The organism is Agromyces sp. NPDC055661, from assembly GCF_053618135.1.
In genome coordinates, this window is the sequence record NZ_JBSHHC010000002.1 from 1,028,648 (window position 1) to 1,054,231 (window position 25,584).

At 69.0% G+C, this 25,584-nt stretch carries 20 protein-coding genes and 2 tRNA genes; 8 read left to right on the top strand and 14 right to left on the bottom strand.

Annotated features, from left to right (window positions below; translation table 11 throughout):
* Nucleotides 1-37 precede the first annotated feature (37 nt).
* Nucleotides 38-838, top strand: coding sequence for a helix-turn-helix transcriptional regulator (locus tag ACWGO8_RS18340; RefSeq protein ID WP_452044385.1), 801 nt, complete (start codon nt 38-40; stop codon nt 836-838).
* Between the two features lie 233 nt (nt 839-1,071).
* On the opposite strand, the gene ACWGO8_RS18345 is transcribed toward ACWGO8_RS18340, so the two are convergent.
* Nucleotides 1,072-1,941, bottom strand: coding sequence for a hypothetical protein (locus ACWGO8_RS18345; RefSeq protein ID WP_452044386.1), 870 nt, complete (start codon nt 1,939-1,941; stop codon nt 1,072-1,074).
* Nucleotides 1,942-2,196: 255 nt separating this feature from the next.
* On the opposite strand from ACWGO8_RS18345, the gene ACWGO8_RS18350 reads away from it, so the two are divergent.
* From ACWGO8_RS18350 to ACWGO8_RS18360, 3 genes are all read left to right on the top strand, one after another.
* Complete coding sequence (locus ACWGO8_RS18350) at nt 2,197-2,514, top strand: histone-like nucleoid-structuring protein Lsr2 (protein ID WP_452044387.1); 318 nt, start codon at nt 2,197-2,199, stop codon at nt 2,512-2,514.
* Between the two features lie 193 nt (nt 2,515-2,707).
* On the top strand, nt 2,708-3,334 hold the full coding sequence (locus ACWGO8_RS18355) for a hypothetical protein (RefSeq protein ID WP_452044388.1): 627 nt from the start codon (nt 2,708-2,710) through the stop codon (nt 3,332-3,334).
* A 254-nt stretch (nt 3,335-3,588) separates the two neighbouring features.
* Nucleotides 3,589-7,893: a hypothetical protein gene (locus ACWGO8_RS18360; RefSeq protein ID WP_452044389.1), complete on the top strand. Its 4,305-nt coding sequence runs from the start codon at nt 3,589-3,591 to the stop codon at nt 7,891-7,893.
* A gap of 221 nt (nt 7,894-8,114) precedes the next feature.
* Here the strand turns inward: ACWGO8_RS18360 and ACWGO8_RS18365 are convergent.
* The 3 genes from ACWGO8_RS18365 to ACWGO8_RS18375 form a co-directional block, all read right to left on the bottom strand.
* A tRNA-Ile gene (locus ACWGO8_RS18365) sits at nt 8,115-8,188 on the bottom strand.
* Between the two features lie 10 nt (nt 8,189-8,198).
* Complete coding sequence (locus tag ACWGO8_RS18370) at nt 8,199-9,455, bottom strand: glycosyltransferase (protein WP_452044390.1); 1,257 nt, start codon at nt 9,453-9,455, stop codon at nt 8,199-8,201.
* Between the two features lie 168 nt (nt 9,456-9,623).
* Entirely contained in the window at nt 9,624-10,541 is a 918-nt protein-coding gene (locus tag ACWGO8_RS18375) for a DMT family transporter (RefSeq protein WP_452044391.1), read from the bottom strand.
* A gap of 41 nt (nt 10,542-10,582) precedes the next feature.
* Between ACWGO8_RS18375 and def the strand changes: the two genes are divergently transcribed.
* Nucleotides 10,583-11,149, top strand: a complete 567-nt coding sequence (def, locus tag ACWGO8_RS18380) for a peptide deformylase (RefSeq protein WP_452044392.1) — start codon at nt 10,583-10,585, stop codon at nt 11,147-11,149.
* A 57-nt stretch (nt 11,150-11,206) separates the two neighbouring features.
* Here def and ACWGO8_RS18385 read toward each other — a convergent pair whose 3' ends face one another.
* From ACWGO8_RS18385 to ACWGO8_RS18425, 9 genes are all read right to left on the bottom strand, one after another.
* On the bottom strand, nt 11,207-11,512 hold the full coding sequence (locus ACWGO8_RS18385) for an AzlD domain-containing protein (protein ID WP_452044393.1): 306 nt from the start codon (nt 11,510-11,512) through the stop codon (nt 11,207-11,209).
* Nucleotides 11,509-12,213, bottom strand: coding sequence for an AzlC family ABC transporter permease (locus ACWGO8_RS18390; protein WP_452044394.1), 705 nt, complete (start codon nt 12,211-12,213; stop codon nt 11,509-11,511). The genes ACWGO8_RS18385 and ACWGO8_RS18390 overlap by 4 nt, the downstream gene beginning before the upstream one ends.
* Before the next feature lie 56 nt (nt 12,214-12,269).
* Nucleotides 12,270-12,342 (bottom strand) — tRNA-Asn (locus ACWGO8_RS18395).
* Between the two features lie 79 nt (nt 12,343-12,421).
* Entirely contained in the window at nt 12,422-13,432 is a 1,011-nt protein-coding gene (locus ACWGO8_RS18400) for a D-isomer specific 2-hydroxyacid dehydrogenase family protein (protein WP_452044395.1), read from the bottom strand.
* Nucleotides 13,429-14,295 carry an ATP-binding cassette domain-containing protein gene (locus ACWGO8_RS18405; protein WP_452044396.1) on the bottom strand — a complete coding sequence of 289 codons (867 nt, stop codon included), beginning with the start codon at nt 14,293-14,295 and terminating at the stop codon, nt 13,429-13,431. The genes ACWGO8_RS18400 and ACWGO8_RS18405 overlap by 4 nt, the downstream gene beginning before the upstream one ends.
* Nucleotides 14,295-15,983, bottom strand: coding sequence for an ABC transporter ATP-binding protein (locus ACWGO8_RS18410; protein WP_452044397.1), 1,689 nt, complete (start codon nt 15,981-15,983; stop codon nt 14,295-14,297). The genes ACWGO8_RS18405 and ACWGO8_RS18410 overlap by 1 nt, the downstream gene beginning before the upstream one ends.
* Entirely contained in the window at nt 15,980-17,056 is a 1,077-nt protein-coding gene (locus ACWGO8_RS18415; protein ID WP_452044398.1) for an ABC transporter permease, read from the bottom strand. Before ACWGO8_RS18415 ends, ACWGO8_RS18410 begins: the two co-directional genes overlap by 4 nt.
* Nucleotide 17,057: 1 nt before the next feature.
* The gene (locus ACWGO8_RS18420; RefSeq protein WP_452044399.1) at nt 17,058-18,152 is read right to left on the bottom strand and encodes an ABC transporter permease; all 1,095 of its coding nucleotides are present in this window, start codon (nt 18,150-18,152) and stop codon (nt 17,058-17,060) included.
* Between the two features lie 87 nt (nt 18,153-18,239).
* The gene (locus tag ACWGO8_RS18425) at nt 18,240-19,877 is read right to left on the bottom strand and encodes an ABC transporter substrate-binding protein (protein ID WP_452044400.1); all 1,638 of its coding nucleotides are present in this window, start codon (nt 19,875-19,877) and stop codon (nt 18,240-18,242) included.
* Between the two features lie 420 nt (nt 19,878-20,297).
* Here ACWGO8_RS18425 and ACWGO8_RS18430 point away from each other — a divergent pair, with 420 nt between their 5' ends.
* The 3 genes from ACWGO8_RS18430 (at nt 20,298) to ACWGO8_RS18440 (ending at nt 23,576) form a co-directional block, all read left to right on the top strand.
* On the top strand, nt 20,298-22,421 hold the full coding sequence (locus tag ACWGO8_RS18430; protein ID WP_452044401.1) for a hypothetical protein: 2,124 nt from the start codon (nt 20,298-20,300) through the stop codon (nt 22,419-22,421).
* Nucleotides 22,422-22,551: 130 nt separating this feature from the next.
* On the top strand, nt 22,552-23,019 hold the full coding sequence (locus ACWGO8_RS18435; protein WP_452044402.1) for a hypothetical protein: 468 nt from the start codon (nt 22,552-22,554) through the stop codon (nt 23,017-23,019).
* Nucleotides 23,016-23,576 carry a TlpA family protein disulfide reductase gene (locus ACWGO8_RS18440; protein ID WP_452044403.1) on the top strand — a complete coding sequence of 187 codons (561 nt, stop codon included), beginning with the start codon at nt 23,016-23,018 and terminating at the stop codon, nt 23,574-23,576. Before ACWGO8_RS18435 ends, ACWGO8_RS18440 begins: the two co-directional genes overlap by 4 nt.
* A gap of 34 nt (nt 23,577-23,610) precedes the next feature.
* Here ACWGO8_RS18440 and dnaG read toward each other — a convergent pair whose 3' ends face one another.
* The gene (dnaG, locus tag ACWGO8_RS18445; RefSeq protein ID WP_452044404.1) at nt 23,611-25,557 is read right to left on the bottom strand and encodes a DNA primase; all 1,947 of its coding nucleotides are present in this window, start codon (nt 25,555-25,557) and stop codon (nt 23,611-23,613) included.
* Between the last annotated feature and the right edge of the window lie 27 nt (nt 25,558-25,584).

The following is a 25,584-nucleotide window of genomic DNA, read 5'->3' on the forward strand; positions in this document are numbered from 1 at the left end:
CTGTGACCACGGTTTCTGATGGCTCGGGAGGGGTGCCATGGATGCCACCACGTTTCGGGTTCGCTTCGTCGCCGACACCGTGGCCGAGGCGATCGAGGAACTCGAGCACGCCCGCTCGCCCGCGGTCACGATCGCCAACCGCCTCCTGGGCGCCGTGCACGCCGACTCGTCGTCCTATGGTCACATCGACACGCGATCGGGTGCGCGCGCGTTGGAGACCTGGCCCGACGTCATGGACATCGAGCTGATGCTGACGGCGTCGGTCACCGTGCCTCGCTCCCATCCCGTGATGGGTCACTGGCTCGCCGGCCACACCGACGTGGCCGTCGTCTCAGCGTTGGTCACCGATCGCACGGCGTGGCGCAACAGTGAGGCGTATTCACTTCTAAAGCGAGGACTGGGCTGCACAGAGACGGGCGGCATCCGGCTCGATACCGGACCGCATACCCTCCGGATGATCGGAGTAGCCAGGCAGCGGGACTTCACGCGTGACGAGATCCAACTGCTCGAAGACCTCCGCCGGCCGGCCATCGTCCTCACCGCGCACGCCGACTGGCTCGCGGATGTCGCACCGGGGGCGGACGAGACGGATAGCCCGCTTCAGCGCGCGACAGACGCCGGACTCACCACTCGAGAATTCGAAGTCCTCCAACTCCTCTCTACTGGCCTGCTCGCGTCCACGATTGCCGCGCGCCTGTCGATCTCTCCGCGCACGGTGCACCGGCACCTCGACCACATTTACCGCAAGCTCGACACCCACGACCGCCTGACGGCCGTCGTGCAGGCTCAGGCAGCGGGGATGCTCCTCACTGCAGCGCAGAACTCCTCGAGATGCTAGGCGAACGAGTCATGAAGCCCGGACGTCATCATTGAACCGGTGAACTCCGGACACCAGCGATCGCACCGCGCCGCGGTGGCGAGCATGCCACGGTCGGGTGACCCAGCACGGTATGGACCGCGGGCGCGAGCGTACTCATCGGACGGGCGGTTCGCTCCAACACACGGTAGATGTGCACAGCATCGATTGATGCGTCGTGCTGCATATGATCCGGTGCCACCCTTTCCTCCCGCTCAGAGGTCAGCGCCGAAGTGAGTGATGGCGACAAGATTGTCGGCGATGAGGTCCGTCAGCGTCGTGGATTCGGCATCGAACTCACCGGCCGTGTTCGGCTGAGAATCGGATCGGAATTTGTCGAGAGCGTCAGCGTCGCCCGGATCTACGGCGAGTTCGGACAACGAATCAAGGTCGAGATCGGTTCCGTATCCGGTCGGCGCGTTGGCAAGGTAGAGTCCGCGATATTGCGATACCGGACCCGCTTCGAACATCTCACCGTATCCCGCGGATTGGGGTCCCGAGTGTGCAACAAATGCGGTGGGTTCGACGTCTGGTAGTGCGGATACTGCTTGGCGGTATGTCATGTCGCCGAGTGTTCCGAGATTCCAGCCGAGATAGGCAACCGGCGGGAACTCTGTGTCGTCGACGATCGTCTCAGCCATGAACACGAGGTCGCTGTCGTCGTAGAGGGCTCGCACCTCGACGTGTCCGAGGTCGTATAGCGACATGCTGAGCTCGGGCCACGAGGCGGCATCACAGAACAAGACGTCGCCGCACGCCTGATTCGCCGTTTCCAAAGGCTGTCCGATATTCGCCGCAACGGCATCTCGAGTCATCCCGATCTCGACCCTCGCGAGCCCCGTCATCAAGGGGTTCTCGCTTTCGGACGGCGTTGGTGGTGCAGCGAACCACACCGATCCAAGATCGCGGAGCTTGCCGGGAAGGTCCAGAAGAACGAGCAGGAAACCAAGGATGACGCCGAGCACGCTCAATGCGGAGATGACCGGGTGGTTCTGTGCCCGGTTCCAAAAACCTGTTCGATCATCGGAGGTGGCTGCTTCAGCCGCGCCGTCAGGCGTCGCGCCGCCCCCGCTGCGCACCGGCATGCACGAAGACTACTCTCACGCGTCACCAGCAGTCCACGGCGTAACTCACGATTTGCAGACAGCGCCACCGATCGTCACGACATCCGCTTTCGCTCGAACTAATGGAGCGTCGAATATCCTGTTAGGGCCCAGTTTCTAAATTGCCTGCAAACGCGACCCGCTTCAATGCTGTCGACGAGAGGGCTATCGTGGAGCTTATCCCCTTGCGAGGCCCGATCTCCGATTAGCGATCGGCCATCAGAAAGTTGAACGATATTGGCAAAGAAGACCGTCGTTTCTCTTGTTGACGATATCGATGGAGCGGAAGCTGTCGAGACGATTTCGTTCTCGATCAACGGAACCAACTACGAGATCGACCTCTCGAGCTCCAACTCGAAGGCATTTCACAAGGCACTGAAGCCGTACGTCGAGGCGGGTCGGAAGACAAGCGCACGGTCCGCGCGGCGCTCGTCATCACCAGGTCCCAGTCCGCGCGACATCCGGGCCTGGGCGGCTGCGAACGGAGTGGGCGTGCCTGTCCGCGGTCGGATCCCCGCCGGCGTCCAGGACAAGTATCGCGCTGCCAACTCGTAGGGCGGACGGTCGCTTGGGGCGGACGGTCGCTCCCGAGTGGGCGGCTTGAGTTCCGGACTCGGCTCACGGCGCTCGCAGCGATCAAGTCCCGATCGGAATGCCGTTCCCCTACGTAGCCCGAACCTCTACGTCATTGTTCCCCGTGGGCGGCCGCTACTTGCCGGGTCCGCCGTCGAGGCGCACGATTGACGACATGGACGTCCACCTGCGGCGTTCGCGTCCCGAGGCCATCGGACCGCCGAACCTTTGTGGCGAGGATGAGCCTCAGCGATCGCGAAACAGCCGCAAGGGAATCATGCTGCTGGTCGCGGCGCTCGGGGTCGCCGCGCTAATGGGTTGTGTCGCCGCGGGGCCGGCTTCGCACTCGGACGACCATATGTCGACGCCGAGGGAGAACGGAGATCGCGTGGAGAACGGTGACTCGACTACTGCCACTCAGGATGTCTCATTCGTGGAGTTGACGGCCGACCCGACCGCGCTCGTCGGATCACGCATTCGTGTGACGGGCAACGTCTTCTTCCATTCGGTGTGTCCGCCCCCAGGAGCCACTGACGCTCCGTGCGTCCTCCTCGGCTACCTCACCGACTCAGAGCAGCGCACGTTCATCGCCGCTGATGAGTCGCGGGCGCTTGCTCTGGCAGAAGGCGGATCACGGCTCTCATGCGAAGAGAGCGCCGCCACCGGGCGAGCCTGCCCTGGGTGGTCTGCGGATTCGACCTACACCCTCGAAGGTGTGCTCGAGCACCAGGTCCTCGGAGGACGAGAGACCGACTTGGTCCAGCTCGACGTCGAGACGAAGGGCGAGCCGCAGGCTTGGTAACCCGAACTGGGGGTATCTGAGCGTCCCTCAGATTCTGGACAGTCGCTGACAGTAGGGCCAGCATCTGCTGTGTCGAGCGTGCCCGTCGAAGGCTGGTTTCCATGCGCCGCGGGTGCGCCGAGGGGGAAGTCATGACCGGACGATTCGTCGCGCCCGAAACTCCGGATTCGCCTTCAAGGCGGAGCGCGGTTCCGACACGCAAACTGCTCACTCCACGTAGGCCATGGGGTCGGTTTGCTTCAGTGGTCGCTTCCTTGGCACTCGTCCTCGGAGGGCTGGTCGTCGCGCCCGCAACTGCTGCGACCATCGACGCCGACTACGTCGCCCAGGGCCCAGGCCCGATCACGGGCGGCCAAACCGAGAGCGTCACGCCGAACAACGAAGTCGCCGGCGCGGTGCAGGCGATCGTCGCCCATCCGGCCGATCCGGCCGTTGCCTGGGTCGGGAGCGTGAACGGCGGGGTGTGGCGTACGACGAACGCCACCGCGGCCTCACCCACGTGGACGCCCCTGACCGACCAGCAGTCGAGCCTCTCGATCGGCGCGCTGGCGCTCGACCCGACGGTCGCCACGAACACCGTGCTGGTCGCCGGCATTGGTGCCGTGAGCTCGTACAACCGCATCTCGGGACCCCTCAACGGCTTACTGCGAACGGCCGACGGTGGCACGACGTGGACGCCGCTGGGCGGTGCCCAGCTCACCGGTGAGAGCATCATCGGCGTGGCGCCGCGCGGCGCCACGATCATCGTCGCGTCCAACAGCGCGACCAACGTCATCGGCGCAGGTCAGGGCGGCATCTTCCGAAGCACCAACGGCGGTACGACCTTCACCAGGCTTTCCGGGAACGGGACGAGCGGCCTGCCGAACGTCGGTGTCTTCGACCTGGTCAGCGACCCCTCGAACAACGCAGTCCTCTACGTCGGCTCGCAGCAGGGGATCTTCCGCAGCGCCGACACCGGCGCCACCTGGACGAACATCACCAACCAGGTCACCGGGATCAACAACGCGATCACGAATAACCTCAAGCTCGCCGTCCACAACACCGCCGGAAACAACATCGTCTACGCCGGCGTGGTCAACAACAACCAACTCGCAGGGCTCTGGCGCTCCGCCAACCAGGGCGCGAACTGGACACAGCTCGACACCCCGGTGACGAACGAAGGCGGCGTGGTCGTCGGGCTCCAGCCGCGGGAGAAGCCGGGCAGCCAGGGCGGCATCCACTTCTCGATGGTCGCCGACCCGGGCGACTCGGACGTGGTGTACCTCGGCGGCGACCGGCAACCGCTCAACGGCGGCCCCAACACCGGCACGTTCCCGAATTCGATCGGAGCGAACAACTTCACCGGCCGACTCTTCCGGTGCGACGCGGGCCTGGCCGCGAACAGCCAGTGCACACCGCTCACGCACAACGGCACTGCGAACAACAGCGCACCTCATGCCGACTCGCGCAAGATGGTCTTCGACGCGAACGGCGACATCCTCGAGGGCGACGACGGCGGCATCTACCGGCAGACCGACCCGTCGACCACGAACGGCCGCTGGCAGTCACTGAACGGGAACCTGCAGGTCTCCGAGCACGTCTCCTGCGACTACGACAGCGTGGGCGACCTGATCATCTGCGGCGACCAGGACACCGGCGCGGCCGAGCAATCCGCATCCGGCTCTGCGAGTTGGGTCGAACTCAGCCAGGGCGACGGCGGCTATATTGCCGTGAACGACACCGGTGCGTCCTCGATCCGGTTCAGCAGCTCGAACAACCTGAGCACCTCATCGTTCCTGCGACGCACCTGCACAGCTGCGAACGCCTGCGTGAACTCGGCACCGGGGTTCAACGTCGTCGGCCAAGGCCAGACGCTTCAGAACTTCGAACGGAACGCGGCCGGCCAGTCCACTCTGCCGCTGACTACGCCGCTCGCGATGAACACGATCGACCCGACCCGGATCGTCGTGTCCTCCAACACCCGCGTGTACGAGTCGACGGACGCCCTGAACAACCTGACCATCATCCAGAACGGCGGCACCGGCACCACCGCCGCGATCGCCTACGGCGGACGTTCAGGCGGCGCCGACAACGCCGGCGTGCTCTGGTTCGCCGACAACTCCGGTCAACTCTTCCTCCGCAGCGCCGGCGCCGGCGCACCGGCCCAGCTTCCCGGCTGGACCGGCGGCACGGCCAGTGACATCGTGCTGAACCCGGAGAACTGGGCGGACGCATACGTCTCGTCAGGTGCAAGCGTGTTCCACACCGTGGACGCCGGCGGCACCTTCGCGAACATCACCGGCAACCTCGCCGCCCTCGTGCCGGGCGCCAACGTCCGGTCCCTCGAGATCCTGCCCGTACCGAATACCAACGCGCTCGCGCTCCTCGCCGGAACCGACACCGGCGTGTTCGTCACGCAAACCCAGAACCTTGGGGTCTGGGCAGAACTCGGCGCGAACCTGCCGAACACGATCGCGTTCGACCTCCACGTCGACCAGGCCGATGACGTCTTGACGGTCGGGACGATGGGCCGGGGCAGCTGGCTCGTCGAGGACATCGAAGACGCCATCCCGATCGCGGATCTCCGCGTCACCAAGACGGACGCACCCGACCCGGTCATCGCCGGCGAAGAGCTCTTCTACACCGTCACGGTCACCAACGACGGACCCGACGGTTCCGCCGGGGCAGTCGTCGTCGACGACCTGCCCGACCAGGTGACCTACCTCTCCGACGACGGCGGATGCACCTACGCGGCGCTCGAGCACCGCCTCACCTGCCCCGTCGGCGACATCCCGGTCGGCGAGAGCCGGTCGTTCGTGATCAAGACCCGAGTCCACTCCGACACCGTGGTGAACGAGGACGATGGCACCCTCCTGATCGAGAATGTCGTCTCCATCTCCGGCGCGAGCGTCGACAGCACATTGTCGAACAACACCTTCACCCAGCGCACGTTCGTTCAGGAACGCGCCGACCTGAAGGTCACGAAGGTCTGCAAGCCCGATGGCCAGCTCCCCGCCGGCCAGACCGGGACCTGCACCATCTTCATCGACAACCTCGGTCCGTCGTCAGCCAGGGACATCGTCGTCACCGACGCGAACCTCAGCGACGGCGCGTTCACGATCGGAACCGTTACACCGAGCCAAGGCACGTGCGGTGGCCCAGTGAGCGGAGTGATCACCTGCCAGCTCGGCGACCTCGAAGCGGCATCGGCGTCATCGATCGGACGTGCCACGATCACCGTCGAGGTCTCGGCGAACGAGGCCGTCGACATCAACGACGTCGTCACAGTGACCTCGCCCACACCGGACCCGGTCACGTCCAACAACCAAGCGCAGGAATCGATCAGCGTCATGGCCGTAGCCGACCTGTCGATCGACAAGACCGGTCCACCGACCGCGATCGCCGGCACCGACATCTCGTACACGATCTCGATCGTCAACGATGGGCCGTCGACGGCGCGCGGTGTCATCATCACCGACCTGCTGTCCGCCGGGGTGAGCATCCTCGGCGTGAGCGGATCCGGCGGTGCGTCCTGCAACGCCGGCGTACCCGGCGATTCGACACGACCGACCGTCTGCTCGTTCGGCAACCTCGCACCCGCGGCATCGCGCACGATGACGATCCAGGCGCACGTCCTGCCTGGGTTCACCGGGCCGCTCCACAACGACGCCCGCGTCTCGAGCGACACCTTCGACAACGACCTGTCCGACAACCTCGACACGGTCACGACGGAGGTCACGGCATCCGCCGACCTGTCGATCACCAAGACCGACACCCCGGACCCGGTCCTCGCCGGAAAGGACCTGACCTACACGATCACGGTGACAAATGGTGGACCGTCGACCGCGACCGCGGTAAAGGTGACTGACACGCTGCCGGCCGGCACGACGTTCGTGGCCGGCGTCGACGGCAACGGTGCCACGGTCTGCGCGCTCGTGCAGCCCGGCTCGGTCGTCTGCGACCTCGGCACGATGAACCCGGGCGCGACGATCACCGTCTACCTCACGGTCCGGGTGGACCCGGCGCTGCCGCCCACCGCGGTGCTCCAGAACACCGCGACCGTGACCTCGCCGACGCCAGATCCCGATCCGGCCGACAACACCGCGACCGCGTCGACCGACGTCGACACGGCAGCGGACGTCTGGATCGACAAGACCGCGGTGCAGCGGTCTGGCAACCCGTCGCCGGTGATCGTGTACACGCTCATCGTGCACAACGACACGGGCTGCGAGTCCGACGCCCAGTCCACGCCGACACCCAACTGCGGCACCGGTGGACCGTCCGACGCACGGAGCATCGTCGTGACCGACGTCTTGCCGCTGACGGCGAAGAAGCTCGTCGTGCAGTTCGTGTCTCCACAGTGCACGTACTCGAAGACCACGCATCGGGTGACCTGCACGGCAGACCGCCTGCCGGCTGGCGCCACCGTCCAGTTCGTCATCGAAGCTCAGGCGAGCGGGAGCGTCGGCACCATCCTCAACAATGCGTCGGTCGCGAGTACGACGTTCGATCCAGACACCTCGAACAACTCCAACGCGGCGTCCATCGTCGTAAAGGGTGGCACAGGAAAGAAGCCCTAGGCATCGGAGCGATCCCGGTCGACACCCCGGTAGGCGGAAGCGACCGCGGTCCTTTGTGCCGTGCCGGCTCGTTGTCGGGCTGCCTGCATCGAGACCACTCCCGCGCGCCCGAACCTGACCCTGAACGCCCGAGCTTCAGCAGTCCTCATTCGAACCACACCGTCATACGAAACGGGACGAAGCTGCCCGAGGGCAAGAACCCGATGCTCATCAGGTATTTGTAGGGCGGACGGGACTTGAACCCGTGACCGATGGATTATGAGTCCACTGCTCTGACCGGCTGAGCTACCGCCCCTCGCGGCGCGTCACTCGGGGAGGGCGACCGGCGCGACATCGGTGACCGGGTCGGTCACCGGCTTCCCACGATACAGGCTCTCGAATGTCGACAGAGTGCGCTGTATGTCGTGCGCCGCGATGAGGCGGATCGACTCCTCCTTGAGCGCGCGGTACTCGTCGGGCGAGGCCTCGAGCACTGTCCGGAGCTTCGCCGCGAGGTCCTCGTGGCTGCCCGGCTCGAAGAGGTAGCCGTTCTCGCCGTCGTGCACGAGGTGCGGCAGGGCCATCGCGTTCGCGGCCACGACCGGCAGCGCCGAGGCCATGGCCTCCATGGTCACGATCGACTGGAGCTCGGCGATCGACGGCATCGCGAGCACGGATGCCCGGTGGTAGGCCTCGCGCAGCTCGTCGTCGGTCACGTAGCCGGTGAACGTCACCCGGTCGGCGATGCCGAGCTCGGAGGCGAGGTGCTGCAGGTTGCGCATCTGGTCGCCGCCGCCGACGATCTCGACCTTGGCGTCGAGGTCGGCGGGCAGGAGGGTGAGCGCCCGCAGGAGCACGTCGATGTGCTTCTCGCCGGTGACGCGGCCCACGAAGAGGATGCGGTTCTCGGTGCGCGGCTCCCAGCTGGGCGAGTACTTGTGCGCGTCGATGCCGCAGGAGATGGCGTGCACGTTCTCGAGACCGGTGTGCTTCTCGAGGAACTGCGCCGCCTTGCGGGTCGGCGTGGTCACGGCCTCTGCGCGGCCGAACGTGCGGCCGGCGGCCTTCCACGCGAGCCCGACGGCGAACTCCTGCACCGACTTCGGCAGCAGCGTGAACTCGAGCATGTTCTCGGGCATGAAGTGGTTGGTGCCGATGATGCGGATGCCGCGCTTCTGCGCCTCGACCGAGAGGCCGCGGCCCACCACGATGTGCGACTGGAAGTGCACGACGTCGGGCTTGACCGCGTCGATGACCCGCGCGCTGTTCTGCTTGATGCGCCACGGCAGGGCGAAGCGCAGCCAGTCGTGCGGGTACCAGCGCCAGCTGCGCAGGCGGTGCGCGGTGACCTCCTGGCCCTCGTGCACCTCCTTCCACGTGCCGTGCTTGCGGCTCGCGGCGGGTGCCATGACGTGCACGTCGTGGCCGCGCTCGACGAGGCCGGCGGCGAGGCGCTCGGCGAAGCGGGCGGCGCCGTTGACGTCGGGGGCGAACGTGTCGGCGCCGATCAGGATGGTGAGCGGGCGTTCCGTCTCTGCGCCGTCGGTGCCGGCGGGGGTAGTCGCACCGGGTGTGTCAGACACGTGGTGTTGTTCCTCACAGTTCGTCGGATGGAGGCGATCGGCCTCTGGGATCACGGCGCAGGGGTCAGGCGCGGGGTTTGGATCCGACCATAGTCTACGCATCGCCGCCTGCGCGTTGCCCGGGTCGCATGTCGTGAGCCCGGCTCGGATGCGCGGTCGGGCGGCGTTTCAGAGGCGCGTCTGCGGATGGTTGCGCGCCAGCATGAAGACGCCCCATACGGCGATCGCTCCCGCGACGACGAACACGAGGTTCGCCCACAGCGGCGCCTGCGACGCCTCGCCGAGCACGACGATGCCGATGACCACGGCGACCATGGGGTCCACCACGGTGAGCCCGGCGATGACGAGGTCGGGCGGTCCGGTCGCGTAGGCGTTCTGCACGAAGTAGGCGCCGAGCGCCGTCGCGAGGAGCAGGCCGATGAGGCACGTGAACGTCAGCCACTCGAACTCGCCCTGCTGGATCCGACCCAGCACGACCTTCGCGAGGGTGGCGACGAACCCGTAGAGCACGCCGGCCATGATGACGTAGAAGACGGCCCGGATGCGGCGGCGGAACAGCGCGAACGCCACGCCCGCGAGAGCCAGGACCACCGCGAGGATGATGAGGATGGTGATGAGCTGGTCGTCGGTGACCGGCTTGTCGACGGCCGTGAATGCGGCGACGCCGACGAAGAGGAACACGCCGCCGACGCACATCACGATGGCGATGATCGACTTGCGGTTCAGCTTCACGTGGTTGATGCGCGAGTTCAGGATGGACGTGATCACCAGGGCGATGGCGCCGAGCGGCTGCACCACGATGATGGGGGCGAAGTAGAGGCTGCCGAGCTGGAACATGATGGCGAGCCCGAGCATGAGCGTCCCGACGACCCACGATGGCCGGGCCAGCAGCAGCGCGAGCTGTCTGCCGTTGAGGCCCTTGCCGAGCGTGTCGACCGTGCGCGCCTCGACCTTGACGACGCCGCGGTGCTGGAACTGCGCCCCGAGGGAGAGGAACACCGCTCCGACCAGCGCGAGCGGGATGCCGATGAACGACGTGGGGTCGAGCGCGATCTGCTCGGAGAGGTCGCTCAGGTCCGGATCCACGGTGACGACCCTACCCGTTGCGTCGCCGATATCCTTGCCGAATGGCCGTGCTCCCCATACGCATCACCGGCGACCCGGTGCTGCACTCCCCCGCCCTTCCGGTCGAGACGATCGACGACGAGCTGCGCGCGCTCGTCCGCGACATGTTCGAGACCATGGATGCCGCGCCGGGCGTCGGGCTCGCAGGGCCGCAGGTCGGCGTGCCGCTGCGCCTGTTCACGTACGGGTGGGCCGACGAGGCGGGCACGAAGTGGCGGGGGGTCGCCATCAACCCCGAGCTGTGGATCTCGCCGCCGCCGGCCGGTGAGCCCGACCTCGACGAGGAGTCCGAGGGCTGCCTCTCGTTCCCGGGCGAGCGGTTCGGCCTGCGTCGCGCCGAACGGGCCATCCTCCGGGCGACCGACCTCGAGGGGCTGCCGTTCGAGATCGACGCCGAGGGCTGGCTCGCGCGCATCTTCCAGCACGAGTACGACCACCTCGACGGCACCCTGTACGTCGACCGCCTCGGCGAGAAGGACCAGCGCATCGTCGCGAAGATCACCCGCAAGCTCGGCTGGGGCAAGCCCGGCGTCTCGTGGCTGCCGGGCGTCGACCACCTCGAGGACTGAGCCCGACGGACGGCCGGGCCGGCGCGCGGTCGGTCCGGAGCCCGGCTCCCGACGGCGTCAGACGAACGCGCGGATGCCGGCGGCGACGAGTGCCGCGACGATCACGACGACGAGGAACGGCACCCGCAGCGCGAACAGCGCCGCCGCGACGATGACGGCCGGCACGCGGGCGTCGAACACGATCGCCTGCCCCGCGCCGAGCGTCTGCACGGCGATGAGCGCCGCGAGCAGCGCCACGGTGAGGAGGTCAGCGATGCGGGCGGGACGCTCCCGTTCGAGCAGCCCGGCGGGCACGAGGTAGCCGCCGAGCTTGAGGGCCAGCGTCGCCGCGGAGGCGATGAGGATGACGTGCCACGTGGTCATGACGCGCTCCTCCGCGAGAACAGGTCGAACCATCCGACGACGACCGCGACGAGCGCCGCCACGAGCACGGGCAGTCCCGGCATGAGCACCGGCGTGGTCAGCGTCGCGACGAGCGCTGCGGCCACGGCCACGGCGCCGGCCTGGAAGCGCTTCAGCCGCGGCCACAGGAGTCCGAGGAACGCGGCGGCGGCCGCGGCATCCAGCCCCCACGCCCTGGTGTCGCCGAGCGCGTCGCCGATGAGGGCGCCCGCGAGGGTGGTCAGGTTCCAGCCGACGAAGATGACGATTCCCGTGAGCCAGAAGCCGCGTCGAGCGGCCCGATCGTCAGTCTGCGCGAGCGCGACGGCGGTCGACTCGTCGATCGTGATCCACGCCGCCGCGATCCGCTGCGCGAGTCCGCCGCGGTCGACGAGCGGCTTCATGCGCATGCCGTAGACGACGTTGCGGATGCCGAGGAGCGCCGCCGTGGCGATCGCCGAGCCCCCGGCCGCGAGGCCTCCCGAGGCCAGCACCCCGACGAGCGCGAACTGCGATCCGCCGGTGAACATCACGAGGCTGAGGAAGCACGTCTGCCAGACGTCGAGTCCCGCGGCCACCGAGAGCGCGCCGAACGAGATGCCGTAGGCGGCCGTCGCGAGACCGACGCCGACGCTGTCGCGCAGCACCGTGGTGCGCCCGGTCGACGTGTCGCGCTCCTCCACGAATCCCTCCCGAGTCGACGAAAGGGCCGCCCGGTGCACCCGGACGGCCCTTGCTGCTCCCCCACTTGGACTCGAACCAAGAACCTATCGGTTAACAGCCGATTGCTCTGCCAATTGAGCTATGGAGGATCGCGTGTTTCAGCAGAGTCACTCTAGCAAAGGGAGCCGCGGACTCCCAATCCGAGCGCCCCTCGCATCCGGCGACCCGTCAGTACCCCGCGTGGAGGTCGATCCGGCCCTCGAGCGGCACCCCGTCGAGGAAAGCGCGGACGTTGCGCGCGACACGTTCGGCGAAGAGCGGCACGACCATCTCCTCCGTGTCGGCGACGTGCGGCGTGATGAGGCAGTTCGGCGACGACCAGAGCGGATGCCCCGCGGGCAGCGGCTCGGGATCCGTCACGTCGAGGCCTGCCCCGCCCAGCTTTCCCGTCCCCAGCGCGCCGACGAGCGCGGTGGTGTCGACCACGGCGCCCCGGGCCACGTTGACGAGGACGGCACCTCGCGGCATCCGTTCGAACTCGTCGGCGCCGATGAGGCCGCGCGATGCCTCGGTGAGCGCCGCAGCCACGAACACCACATCGGCCCGCGCCAGCGCGTCGCCCAGGCCGGCCTCGGTCACGGTGCGGGTGGCATCGGCGACCGGCTCGTCGCGCCGACGCACGACGGTCGTGCGCACGTCGAACGGGGCGAGGAGCCGGAGGAGTTCCGTCGCGATCCCGCCCGCGCCCACGACGACGACCTCGGCGCCGAACAGCGTGCGGCCCCGCTCGTCGGCCTCCCAGCGATTCGCCCGCACGCGGTGCGGCACCTCGCGGAGCACGGCGAGGGCGAGCATGAGCGCGTGCTCGGCGACGGGCTGCGCGTAGGCGCCCTTCGCGCTCGTCCAGGTGCGGCCGTCGTCGCGGTGACGGCGCAGCACGTCGGCGAACGCGTCGACGCCCGCCCAGGGCAGCTGCACCCACGCGATGCGCGGGTGCGCGGCGAGCACGGCGTCGAGGTCGCCGGCACCGGATGCCGCGGTCCACACGAGCCCGCGTGTGGCATCGTCGAGCGGCCGCACCTCGCCACCGGCGCCGAGCACCGCCGCGACGACCGCGTCGTCGTGGGGCAGCACCGCGATCGGACCCGGCTCGAGCGCGCCGACGCCGGACGCCGACGGCGGCGGCTCGGACCCGGCGACGGCTCGGTGCCGCGGGCGCGCCGCCGCGGCATCCGTCATACCGCTGGACCCTCGTCGAGCTCGTCGATCACCGCGTGCCCGCCGTCGAGCGCGCCCGCGAGGGCCATGACGTACGGGTGGCCCGGGTCGTGGAACACCTCGTCGATCGTGCCGATCGCGGCGAGCTCGCCCTTGTCGAGCACCGCGATGCGATCGGCCGTGCGCCGCAGCACGGGCAGGTCGTGGCTGATGATGAGCGCCGAGAACGTGCCGTGCTCGCGGTCGCGCAGCTCGGTGATGAGCTGCGCGACCGCGTCGCGCACGGTGAGGTCGATGCCCGCGGTGGGCTCGTCGGCGATGAGCAGCGCCGGACCGAGCACGAGCGCGCGGGCGAGCGCCACGCGCTGGCGCTGCCCGCCGCTCAGCTCGTAGGGGAACTTGTCGAGCATGCTGAGCGGGAGTCGCACCGCGTCGATCATCGTCGCGACCCGGGTCGCCAGCGCGCGCCGGTTGTAGCGGCGGTCGCGCTCGAGGATCGGCTCGCCGACGATCTCCGCGACGGTGCGGTCGGGCGGGAGGGTCGCCGCGGCATCCTGCGGCAGGTAGCCGACGTGGAACCGGAACTCGTCGACCTTGCGCTTGGGCAGCGTGCGCAGCCGGCGGCCGAGCACGTTCGCCTCGCCGCCCGTGATCACCGGCCGCACGTCGCCGCCGCGGACCTGCTCGAACGCCGACCCCGAGAGCACCTTCGCGAGCGTCGACTTGCCGCTGCCCGCGCTGCCGAGGAGGCCGAGGACCTCGCCCGGCTCCACGGTCAGCGTGAGCCCGTGCAGTGCGACGTGCGCCGGGCTCGCGCCGTGGGCCGGGTACTCGAGCGTGAGGTCGCTGAGCACGATCGGGAAGCCGTGTGCTGCTCCGCGCATCACACGGCCTCCCGGAGCCGGCGCAGTTCCTCTCGTCGTTCGGCCTGAGCGATCGGGTCGGGCACGGGGAGCGACGCCAGCAGGCGCTGGGTGTAGTCCTCCTTCGGCGCGCCGAGGACCTCGACGCCCGTTCCCTCCTCCACGAGCTTCCCGTGGTAGAGCACCGCGATCCGGTCGGCGAGCAGGTCGACGACGGCGAGGTCGTGGCTGATGAACAGCGACGCGAAGCCGAACTCGAGCTGCAGCTCGCCGAACAGCTCGAGCACGCGCGCCTGCACCGAGACGTCGAGCGCCGAGGTGGGCTCGTCGGCGATGAGCAGCTCGGGGCCGAGGGCGAGCGCCCGCGCGAGGCTGGCGCGCTGGCGCTGGCCGCCGCTGAGCTCGTGCGGGAACCGGTCGCCGTACGCGCGCGGCAGCTGCACCGCCTCGAGGAGCTCGTCCACGCGCTTGCGGGCGGAACCGGGGTTCTTCGCGCGCCCGTGGATCACGAGCGGCTCGGCGACGCACTCCGCGATCGTGAGCAGCGGGTTGAAGCTCGAGGCCGGGTCCTGGAACACGAACCCGATGCGGCTGCGGAGCGGACGGAACTGCCGCTCGCGGATGCCGTTCATCTCGGCGCCGAGCACCTTCAACGAGCCGCCGGTGACCTTCGTGAGCCCCGCGATCGCGCGGCCGATGGTGGTCTTGCCCGAGCCCGATTCGCCGACCAGCCCGAGGACCTCGCCGGGCCGGATGACGAGGTCGACGCCGTCGACCGCGCGGAATCCCTCGCGGCCGAAGCGGCCCGGATAGACGATCTCGAGCCCGCGCGCCTCCACGACGGGCGTCTGCTCGGCCCATTCGACGGGTCGCTCGGCGGCCCGTTCGGCCGCGCGCACGGTGCCGTGGCCCACGTACGGCACGGCGGCGAGCAGCGCCTTCGTGTAGTCGTCCTTCGGCGCAGCGAAGAGCGTCTTGACGTCGGCCTCCTCGACGACCTTGCCCTGGTACATGACCGCGACCCGGTCGGCGAGGTCGGCCACGACGCCCATGTTGTGGGTGATGAGCACGATCGCGGTGCCGAACTCGTCGCGGACCCGGCGGAGCAGGTCGAGGATCTCGGCCTGCACGGTGACGTCGAGCGCGGTCGTGGGCTCGTCGGCGACGATGAGGCCCGGTTCGAGCACGAGCGCCATCGCGATGACGACGCGCTGCTTCTGCCCACCCGAGAACTGGTGCGGGAAGTGGTCGACGCGGTGCTCGGGGTCGGGGATGCCGACGCGGCGGAGGATGTCGATCGCCTTGGCGCGCGCCTCCTTCTTCGAGATCTGGCCGTGGGCTTGCAGGCCCTCCATGATCTGCCAGCCGACGGTGTAGACGGGGTTCAGGGCCGTCGATGGCTCCTGGAACACCATTGCGACGTCCTCGCCGCGCATCTCTCGGAGCTTCTGCTTCGACAGGCTGATGACGTCCTGCGCGCGGCCGGACTCGCGGTCGGCCAACAGCACGGCACCGCGCGTCGTCGCGGTCTCGGGCAGCAGGCCGAGGATCGTCTTCGCCGTCACGGACTTGCCACTGCCGGACTCGCCGACGATGGCGAGCACCTCGCCGCGCTCGACCGAGAGGGAGACGTCGTCGACGGCCTTCACGGCTCCGGCGTCGGTGGAGAACGAGACGCCGAGGTTCCTGATGTCGACCACCGTGCTCATCGCTTGACCTCGATTCCGTGCTCGTCGAATGTCTCCCCGTCTTCGAGGCCGGTCAGCCCGCCGGGGCCGGCGGTCAGCGTGCCACCAGGGACCACCGAGGTCTCGGCGACCTGTCCGGCCGCCTGCGCGACACGTCGGCGGCTGCGCAGGCGCGGGTCGGCGAGGTCGTTGAGGCTCTCGCCCACGAGCATGATGCCGAGCACGGCCAGCACGATGGCGAGACCAGGGAACGTCGCCGTCCACCAGATTCCGCTCGTGACATCCGACTGCGCCTTGTTGAGGTCGTAGCCCCAGTCGGCGGCGGCGGTGGGCTCGATGCCGAAGCCGATGAAGCCGAGCGCTGCGAGGGTCAGGATCGCTTCTGCCGAGTTCAGCGTGATGATGAGCGGCAGCGTGCGGGTGGCATTGCGGAAGACGTGCTTGAACACGATGCGCGAGTTGGACGCCCCGAGCACCTTCGCCGACTCGACGAACGGCTCCGCCTTGATGCGCACCGTCTCGGCGCGGATGACGCGGAAGTACTGCGGGATGAAGACCACCACGATCGAGCCGCCGGCCGCGAGGACGCCGCCCCACAGGCTCGACTGCCCACCAGAGATCACGATCGCGAGCACGATGGCGAGCAGCAGGGAGGGGAACGCGTAGATCGCGTCGAAGACGACGACCATCGTCTTGTCGATCCAGCCGCCGAAGTACCCGGCGTAGAGGCCGAGCGCGACGCCGATGAACAAGGACAGCACGACCGCGATGACGACCACGAGCAACGCGGTCTGCGCGCCGTAGATGACCCGGGAGAGCACGTCGTAGCCGCCGACGGTCGTGCCGAACCAGTGCTCGGCCGACGGAGGCTGCTGGCTGCCGAACCCGCCCTCGGCGTCCGAACGCTGTGCGAAGCCGTACGGCGCGAGCAGCGGGGCGAAGATCGCGAGGATGATGAAGACGGCCATCATGACGAGGCCGGCGACGAGCATGCCCCGCTGGAGGCCGACGCTCTGGCGCAGCTGGTGGACGACCGGGAGGCGGTCGCGGAGCCGGCGCTTCGGGGCGGCCGGCGTGACGGATGCCGCGGTCATGTCAGTACCTCACCCTGGGGTCGATGAACGCCGCGAGGATGTCGACGACGAAGTTCGTGAGGGCCACGATCACCGCGAGCATCACGACGATGCCCTGCACGGCCACGTAGTCCCGGCTCTCGATGAACTCCACGAGGATGAAGCCGAGGCCCTTCCACTCGAAGGTCGTCTCGGTGAGCACGGCGCCCGCGAGGAGCAGCGCGATCTGCAGGCCGATGACGGTGATGATGGGGATGAGGGCGGGACGGTAAGCGTGCTTGCGGAGCAGCCGGAGCTCCCCCACACCGCGCGAGCGCGCGGCGTCGACGTAGTCGGTCGACAGGGTGCCGATGACGTTCGTGCGTACCAGGCGCAGGAAGATGCCCGCCGTGTACAGGCCCAGGGCGATCGACGGGAGCACCGCGTGCGACAGCACGTCGCCGAGCACCTCGGGGTTGCCCGTCATGAGGGCGTCGATCGTGTAGAACCCGGTCTTGTTGGGAAGGGCCTGCATCTGCAGCTCGGCGCCGACGCTGGCGCGACCCGCGACCGGGAACCAGTGCAGCCATACCGAGAAGATGAGCTTCAGGATGAGGCCGGCGAAGAAGATCGGCACCGCGTACCAGTAGATCGCGAAGACGCGGAAGACGGCGTCCTGCGGCTTGTCGCGGTAGTACGCCGTGAGCAGGCCGAGCGGGATGCCGACGGCGAACGCGACGATGAGGGAGTAGAAGGCGAGTTCGAACGTCGCCGGGCCGTAGGTCGCGAGCACCTCGAGGACCGGCCGGCCGGTCGTGATGGTCTCGCCGAAGTTCCCGGTGAGGAGCTGGCCGAGGTACTCGACGTACTGGACGAAGATCGGGCGATTGTAGCCGGCGGCCTCTCGCAGTGCTTCGAGCTGTTCGGGGGTGGCCCGGCCGCCCTGCGCGGCGGTGATCGGGTCGCCCGTCGTGCGCATCAGGAAGAAGACCAGGGTGACCAGGATGAAGATGGTCGGGAAGATCAGCAGGAAGCGGACGAGCAGGTATCGCCCGAACCCGCCTCCTTGCGACTTCGGCTTCGGCCGTGCGGCGGCGGGGAGATCCTCCGTCGGGGCCGTGGTGTCAAGTGTGCTCATGGGTTCCTCAGGGGCTGCAGGGGAACGGGGGCGACCCGCGGTTGCAGGTCGCCCCCGTCGTCGAGCTTCAACGACTCTAGTCCGTCATCAACCCTTCGAGAGGGCTGCGTAGCGGAACTTGAACGAGGCGTCGAGCGTGTCCTCGGTGCCCTCGACGTCCGTGCCGACGACCGCCACCTGCGCACCCTGCATGTAGGGGATCGTGGACAGGTCGGCTGCGACCTTGTCCTGGATCTCCTCGATGAGGGCGGTGCGGGCGTCGGGGTCGGCGGTGACGGCCTGCTCCAGGATCAGGTCGTTCACCTCGGGGTTGTCGTAGTGGTTCGAGAGGAAGTTCTCCGTGAGGAAGAACGGGGTGAGGTAGTTGTCGGCGTCCGAGTAGTCGGGGAACCAACCCAGCTGGTAGGCCGGGTAGAGGTCCGCGACGCGGTCCTTCGAGTACTGGACCCACTCGGTCGACTGCAGGTTCACCTTGAACAGGCCGCTCGACTCGAGGTTGTCCTTGATGACCGCGTACTCGTCGCTCGACGACGGTCCGTAGCGCTCGGCCACGTACTGGATCGAGATGTCGAGCGGCGTCGTGACGCCGGCCGCGGAGAGGCGCTCGGCCGCCTTGTCGGGGTCGGGCGCGCCGTTGCCGTCGCCGTAGAGGCCCTTCAGGGACTCGTTGGCACCGGTGAGGCCCTCGGGGATGTACGAGTACAGCGGCGTGAAGGTGCCCTTGTACACGTCCTCCGAGATGGCGTCGCGGTCGATGAGGTCGGCGATCGCCTGGCGGACCGCGAGGGCCTTGGCCGGGTCGGCCTCGGCCGTCGTGGCGCCGAACGGCATCGTGTTGAAGTTGAACACGAGGTAGCGGATCTCGCCGCCGGGGCCGTCGACGACCTTGACGTTGTCGTTGCCGCGGAGGTCCTCGATGTCCGTCGCGCTGAGCGTGCGGTTGGCCACGTCGATGTTGCCCTCCTGCACGTCGAGCTTCAGGTTCGAGGCATCCGTGTAGTACTTGACGTTGACCGTGTCGGTCTTGGCCGGGCCGAGGAGGCCCTCGTAGTCGGCGTTGGCCTTGTACGAGATCAGGTTGTTGAAGTCGTAGCTCGTGATGACGTACTGGCCGGCGAACGCGTTGCCCGCGACGATGTCGTCGTCGGAGGTGACCGAGTCGGCCGAGAACACGTCCTCGTCGACGATGGGGCCCACCGGGCTCGACAGGATCTGCGGGAAGATCTGGTCGTTCTCCGACTTCAGGTTGAACACGACGGTGGTGTCGTCGGGCGCGTCGACCGAGTCGAGGTTGTAGAGCAGCGACGACGGGCCGTTCTCGTCGGCGATCGCCAGCTGGCGGTCGAACGAGAACTTCACGTCGGACGAGGTGAGGTCGTTGCCGTTCGCCCACTTGAGGCCCGGCTTCAGCGTGACCGTGTACGCGGTCGGCGTGGTGAACTCGGCCTTCTCGGCGATGTCGGGCTGCACGTCGGGGCTGCCGTACGGGGTGTTCATGAGGAACGGGTAAATCTGGTTCATCACGGTGAACGAGCCGTTGTCGTAGGCGCCCGCGGGGTCGAGCGACGTGACCTGCTCGGTCGTGCCGACCGTGAGGGTGCCGCCGCCGGCCGCGTCGGTGCTCCCGCCGCCGCCCGCCGTGCAGCCCGCGAGGGCGAGCGCGGCGGCGGACAAGCCCGCTGCGAGGGCGATGACGCGCCCGCGGTTCATGGATGCGGATGTCATATCCGTCTACCTCTTCCTGTGGATGCTGTCACGGCGTGCCGCCTGGGCGACCGCCGCGGCTGTGGGCCGGCGCGTCCCGACGCAAGGGACGGGCGGGCCGGTGCCTCGGCCTCCGCCCGGGGTTGGATGGGGCCGTCGACCCGCTCGTGAGAGCGGCTCGCTGGCGATGATTCCAGTCCTAGCACGGGGTGCCACATTACCGATGCGCTGTTATCCGAACGTGACGTTCTCGATTCCCGAACGATACTCGTCGGAAATCCCCATCCATGTCATCGGCCGAAGCTGGAAAGCTCACAGCATTCGGAAAGCGACTTCCGTTAGCCGACCGGATCCACGCGGGCCCGCCCGCGCGGCCACATCAATGGAGGGTGAAACGTGCAACGAACCGGAACACTTCGAACACGACGGAGATCCGCACTCGTGAGCCTCGCGGTGGCGGGCGGGATGCTGGCGCTGGCGACCGTGCCGGCCACGCCGGCGCTCGCGGCGCCGCCGGAGCAGATCGATCCGTCCGTCCTCGACCCGATCGACCCGCAGGTCTGGGAGAACATGGACGACATGACCTGGGACGACTACGTCGGCGTCCCGGGCACCGACTGGGCGAACGACACCGAGGGCTCGAGCCGCCAGTTCAACGGCGCGATCGTGCTGCTCGACTTCGAGAACCAGCCGTTCCTCGTCACGCAGCCCGAGGGGTCGCACCCCTTCGGCGACCCGTCGGGCCTCGCCAACGGCCTCGACCGCGAGGACGTGCCGCAGTTCTACCTCGACCTGCTCAACAAGCCCAACGAGCTGAACCACGGCCGCACCATCAACGAGTACTGGATGGAGCAGTCGGGCGGTCGACTCAGCGTGCAGATGGAGGCGTTCGGCCCCTACAAGCTCCCCGGCAACATCGAGGAGTACGGCCTGAACGACTCGTTCAACCGACCGAACCAGGCGTTCTGCCCGCAGGGCCTCTCGTGCGACAAGAACATCCGCACCGACGCCAACGCGCTCTGGTCCGCCGACCTCGGCATTCCCGACCCGCTGCGCGAGTTCGACCAGGTCTTCTACGTCACGGCCGGCCACGACGAGTCGTCGACGTGGGAGGAGTTCGGGCAGATGCTGTTCGAGTCCCCCGAGGACGTGACCGACGACTTCGGTCCGCCGCGTGACGCGAACGGCCAGGCGCTCGACCAGAACGGGCAGCCGATGGCGAACTGGGCGAAGACCCGCTACATCCCGTGGACGTCGTGGCAGGGCGCGATCAACCACTGGCCGAACGCGAACTTCCCCTCGAACGGACGCGCCGGCAACTCGACGCAGGCCGAGTCCTCGGGCATGGGCACCTTCGCGCACGAGTTCTCGCACATCCTCGGCATCTCCGACAACTACGGCAACCCGTACGGCACGGATGCCGCGGACGGCGGTCCGCTCCGCGACACGAGCGGCCCGTTCGACGTGCTCGCACGCGGCTCGTTCAACGGCCCCGGCGGCACGCACCAGCGCTGGAGCGTCCCGTCGGTCGCCGGCGGCTCGCAGCCCGCGGGTGTCGCGCTCCGCAACCGGATCAAGCTCGGCATCATCGACCAGGCGCAGTACCTGAACCTGCAGGAGGCCGACGTCGACGCTGCTGGCGCCGTCGTCACCGAGGTCACCTCGCGCGCCGTGATGCGCCCGGGTGAGCTCACCGGCATCAACCTCGTGTTCGACAAGCCCACCTCGGCCGCGGCCGACAACTCGACCGGCTCGTGCACGCGCGTCGGCAAGTGGGACTGCGACGGCGGCTCGTTCGACAACTACACCGTCGAGGTCATCGACCGGATGGGCACGGACTCGTTCCAGCCCGACCACGGCGTCATGATCTCGAAGACGAAGAACGCCGACCGCAACCCGTTCATCTGGACGATCGACGCGAACCCGCAGGACATCGCCACGGTGGACTACGTCCGTCCCGACGGCACGCCCGTGATGATCACCCGCGGCGACCAGCGCCAGCTGAACGACGCGCTGTTCCACGCGGGCAACGACTCGGGCTCCGAGTACGAGTACGTCGACCAGGCGAACGGCCTCCACTTCTACGTGGTGGACACGCACCGCGACGCCGACGGCATCCTCAAGTACGAGGTCGCGGTCCGCTCGCTCGTGAGCGCCGGCCCGCAGGCTCGTGGCGTCGCCCTCGGCGAGGCCAAGGTCAGCGGCAACCTCGCCAACCTCAACGGCAAGGCGACGTCGGCGGCGGCGAACGGCAAGGGCGGCGCGGCGATCGCGAAGTGCACCGTGCCGCTCACCAACTCGGGCGCGGCCGTGGCCGACGCGAAGGCGAACAGCGACATCTACCGCCTCGCGACGTCCGTCCAGGGTGCCGGCTGGTCGGTCTCGACGCCGAGCACCATCGTGACGGCGGCGGCCGGCGAGACGATCGAGGTTCCGGTGTACGCCACGCGCGGCGCCGACGCCTCGCGCGACGCCACCGTGACGGTCACCGCGACCTCCGAGAACAACCCCTCGGCGACCGCGACCGTCACCTGCTCGATCGACGCACCGGGCAAGGCGAAGTAGTCCCACCGAATCAGGTGCGGGGCGGGACCTGGTCCCGCCCCGCACCTCCCGTTCCGATACGATCCAGTGCCGAACGTCCGGCTCCGGACGGCACCGTCCCACACCGTTCCACACCCAGGCAGGCAGATCCATGACCTCACGTGCGACCAGGGCAGCGGCGGGCGTCGCGATCGCCATCGCCGCCGCCGCGCTCGTCGGCTGCGCCGGCGCATCCGATGCCGCGTCCGACCCCGATCTCCAGCTCGTCGTGCGCGACGGCAACCTCCGCGCCCTCGGCGACGCCTGCGCGGGCGCGCGACCCTTCGACGACATCCATCCCGGCGCGGAACTGGTGCTGCGCGCCGGCGACGGCGCCGACGTCCTCACCACCGCCCTCCCCGACGGGGAGGCGGTGAAGATCGACGACATCGACTACGGCAACGCACCACGCGTGCCGAGCGTCTGCCGCTTCGCACTCACGCCGACGGGCGACCTGCCCGACGGTCCGCTCACGGTCCTCATCGACGGCGAGGTCGTCGCCGAGGGGGCCACGGTCAGCGACGAGGGCATGGTGTTCGTGCCGCCGCTCGCCGACGTCACCGGGAAGGGATCCGAATGAGGCTGGCACGTGGCATCCGATCGGCCGTGATCGCAGCGACACTGATCGCCGCGCTCGCCGCCTGCGGCGCGGAGCCGCGCGGTGGCGCGGAGCGCATGCCCGGCGAGCTGTCCGACGGCGCATCGTTCACCGCCGTGGACGACGCGCCCGCCGCGCCCTCGCTCGAGGGCGAGCTCGTCGACGGTACGCCCGTCGACCTGGACGCACTCGCGGCCGGCCGGCCGCTGCTGGTGCAGTTCGCCGCGACGTGGTGCACGACGTGCGCCGACCAGGAGGCCGCGCTCGCGGCCGTGGCTCGCGAGTACGGCGACGACCTCGCGATCGCGATCGTCACCGGCGACGAGCAGCCCGCCGACGTCACGGCCTACCTCGACCGGCGCGGACTCCCCTACCCCGTGATCGCCGATCCCGACCTGCGAATCTGGCGCGCGTACGCCGTCACCGAGCCCCCCGCGACGGCACTCATCGACGCCCAGGGCGGGCTCGTGCGCGTCTGGCCCGGCGGCGCGGTGGAGTCGACCATGCGCGAGCAGCTCGACCGGATCATCACCGGCTGACCCTCGACGCGCATCGCGCACAGCGATGCCGCGGTCAGTCGCCGCGCAGCGCCCGCCGCTCCTGCTCGAGCGTGACGAGCGCCTGCTGCACGGCGGCGAAGGTGGCCGTGTCGCTTCGGTCGGTCCGCTGGAGGCGCCCGAGCAGCTCCTGCTTCTGCCGGAGCAGCTCGCGGTCGACCAGGCCGGCGACGACGCCGCGCACGTACGAGGTCAGCTCGGCATCGCCGCGCTGCGGAATCGGCAGCACGGCGAGCTGCTGCACGATCGACGCGAACGGCGCGGGCACCTCGGCTACGACCCGGTCGACGGTGAAGGCGCCGCCGCCGGCGTTCGCCGATGCCGCGGCCATCGCGGAGGCGATCCCGTCGCGCACCACCGCGAGCGTCGCGTTGCCGAACCGGCAGTCGACGCCCTGCCGGAGCAGCTCCGATCCGACGGTGTCGGGGTACTGCAGCATCGCCTGGAGCGCATCGCGCTCGAGCCGCGTGGCGGGGTCGTTCGGCAGCTGCGCGATCGAGAACGGCCGCTCGGATGCTGCAGGGCCACCGTCCATCGCACCGGACTGGGCGCCCGCTCCCCCGTTCGACTCGGGGCGGCCGGCGCCGTGCGCCTCGGAACGGGGACCTCGCTCACCGCCCCGATCGCCGTCGCGCGTGCCGCCCGGCCGTCCGCCGGCGGATCGCACCGCCCGGGTGACCTCGGCGAGCTCCATGCCGAGCATGCGCGCGAGCTCGCGCGTGTAGCCGGGGCGGAGCGCCGGGTCGCGGATCTCGGCGACGACCGGCGCAGCCGCTCGCAGCGCGGATACCCGGCCCTCGACGGTCTCGAGGTCGTAGCGCGCGAGCGTGTGCCGCAGCACGAACTCGAACATGGGTGTCTTCGTCTCGACGAGGGCACGCACCGCCGCGTCACCGCGGGCGAGCCGCAGGTCGCACGGGTCGAGCCCGTCTGGCGCGACGGCGACGTAGGTCTGCGCGGCGAAGCGCTGCTCCTCGGCGAACGCGCGCATGGCGGCCTGCTGCCCCGCCGCGTCGCCGTCGAAGGTGAACACGACCTCGCCGACGCTGGAGTCGTCGCCGAGCACACGGCGGAGCACCTTGATGTGGTCGACGCCGAACGACGTGCCCGACGTGGCGATGGCGGTCGTGACGCCGGCCAGGTGGCACGCCATGACATCGGTGTAGCCCTCGACGAGCACCACCCGGCGGGTCTTCGCGATGTCGCGCTTCGCGAGGTCGAGCCCGTAGAGCACCTGCGCCTTGTGGTAGATCGCGGTCTCGGGGGTGTTCAGGTACTTCGGGCCCTGGTCGTCGTCGAGCAGGCGACGTGCGCCGAAGCCGACGGTCTGCCCGGTCACGTCGCGGATCGGCCAGATCAGGCGCCCCCGGAACCGGTCGTACACACCCCGGTCGCCCTGCGAGACGAGCCCCGCGGCGGCGAGCTCCTCAGTGCTGAAGCCGCGGCCCTTCAGGTGGTTCGTGAGCGCGTCCCAGCTCTTCGGCGCGAAGCCGACGCCGAAGTGCCGCGCCGCCTCGGCGTCGAACCCGCGCTCGCCGAGGAAGCGGCGGCCCGGCTCGGCCTCGGGCGAGGAGAGCCTGTCGACGAAGAACTCCCACGCCGCCTGGTTCGCGGCGAGCAACCGGGCCCGGTTGCCGTGGTCGGACGCCGGCCCTCCGTCCTCGTAGTGGAGCTCGAGGCCGACGCGGCCCGCGAGCCGCTCGACGGCCTCGGCGAAGGTGACGTGGTCCATGCGCTGCAGGAACGTGTAGACGTCGCCCGACTCGCCGCATCCGAAGCAGTGGTAGTAGCCGAGCTGGGGCCGCACGTGGAAGCTCGGGCTGCGCTCGTCGTGGAACGGGCAGAGGCCCTTGAGCGAGCCGACGCCCGCGGACTTGAGGCTGACGTGCTCGCCGACGATGTCGGCGATGTTCGTGCGGGCCTTGACCTCATCGACGTCGCTCTGTCGAATGCGGCCCGCCATGCCTCTCATCCTATTGCGCGCAACGGA

Coding starts and splice junctions, on each gene's coding strand:
- dnaG (WP_452044404.1), bottom strand. CDS start 25,557: ATGGCGGGCCGCATTCGACAGAGCGACGTCGATGAGGTCAAGGCCCGC.
- ACWGO8_RS18420 (WP_452044399.1), bottom strand. CDS start 18,152: ATGAGCACACTTGACACCACGGCCCCGACGGAGGATCTCCCCGCCGCC.
- ACWGO8_RS18345 (WP_452044386.1), bottom strand. CDS start 1,941: ATGCCGGTGCGCAGCGGGGGCGGCGCGACGCCTGACGGCGCGGCTGAA.
- ACWGO8_RS18355 (WP_452044388.1), top strand. CDS start 2,708: ATGGACGTCCACCTGCGGCGTTCGCGTCCCGAGGCCATCGGACCGCCG.
- ACWGO8_RS18425 (WP_452044400.1), bottom strand. CDS start 19,877: ATGACATCCGCATCCATGAACCGCGGGCGCGTCATCGCCCTCGCAGCG.
- ACWGO8_RS18410 (WP_452044397.1), bottom strand. CDS start 15,983: ATGAGCACGGTGGTCGACATCAGGAACCTCGGCGTCTCGTTCTCCACC.
- ACWGO8_RS18385 (WP_452044393.1), bottom strand. CDS start 11,512: ATGACCACGTGGCACGTCATCCTCATCGCCTCCGCGGCGACGCTGGCC.
- def (WP_452044392.1), top strand. CDS start 10,583: ATGGCCGTGCTCCCCATACGCATCACCGGCGACCCGGTGCTGCACTCC.
- ACWGO8_RS18415 (WP_452044398.1), bottom strand. CDS start 17,056: ATGACCGCGGCATCCGTCACGCCGGCCGCCCCGAAGCGCCGGCTCCGC.
- ACWGO8_RS18405 (WP_452044396.1), bottom strand. CDS start 14,295: ATGCGCGGAGCAGCACACGGCTTCCCGATCGTGCTCAGCGACCTCACG.
- ACWGO8_RS18340 (WP_452044385.1), top strand. CDS start 38: ATGGATGCCACCACGTTTCGGGTTCGCTTCGTCGCCGACACCGTGGCC.
- ACWGO8_RS18400 (WP_452044395.1), bottom strand. CDS start 13,432: ATGACGGATGCCGCGGCGGCGCGCCCGCGGCACCGAGCCGTCGCCGGG.
- ACWGO8_RS18440 (WP_452044403.1), top strand. CDS start 23,016: ATGAGGCTGGCACGTGGCATCCGATCGGCCGTGATCGCAGCGACACTG.
- ACWGO8_RS18435 (WP_452044402.1), top strand. CDS start 22,552: ATGACCTCACGTGCGACCAGGGCAGCGGCGGGCGTCGCGATCGCCATC.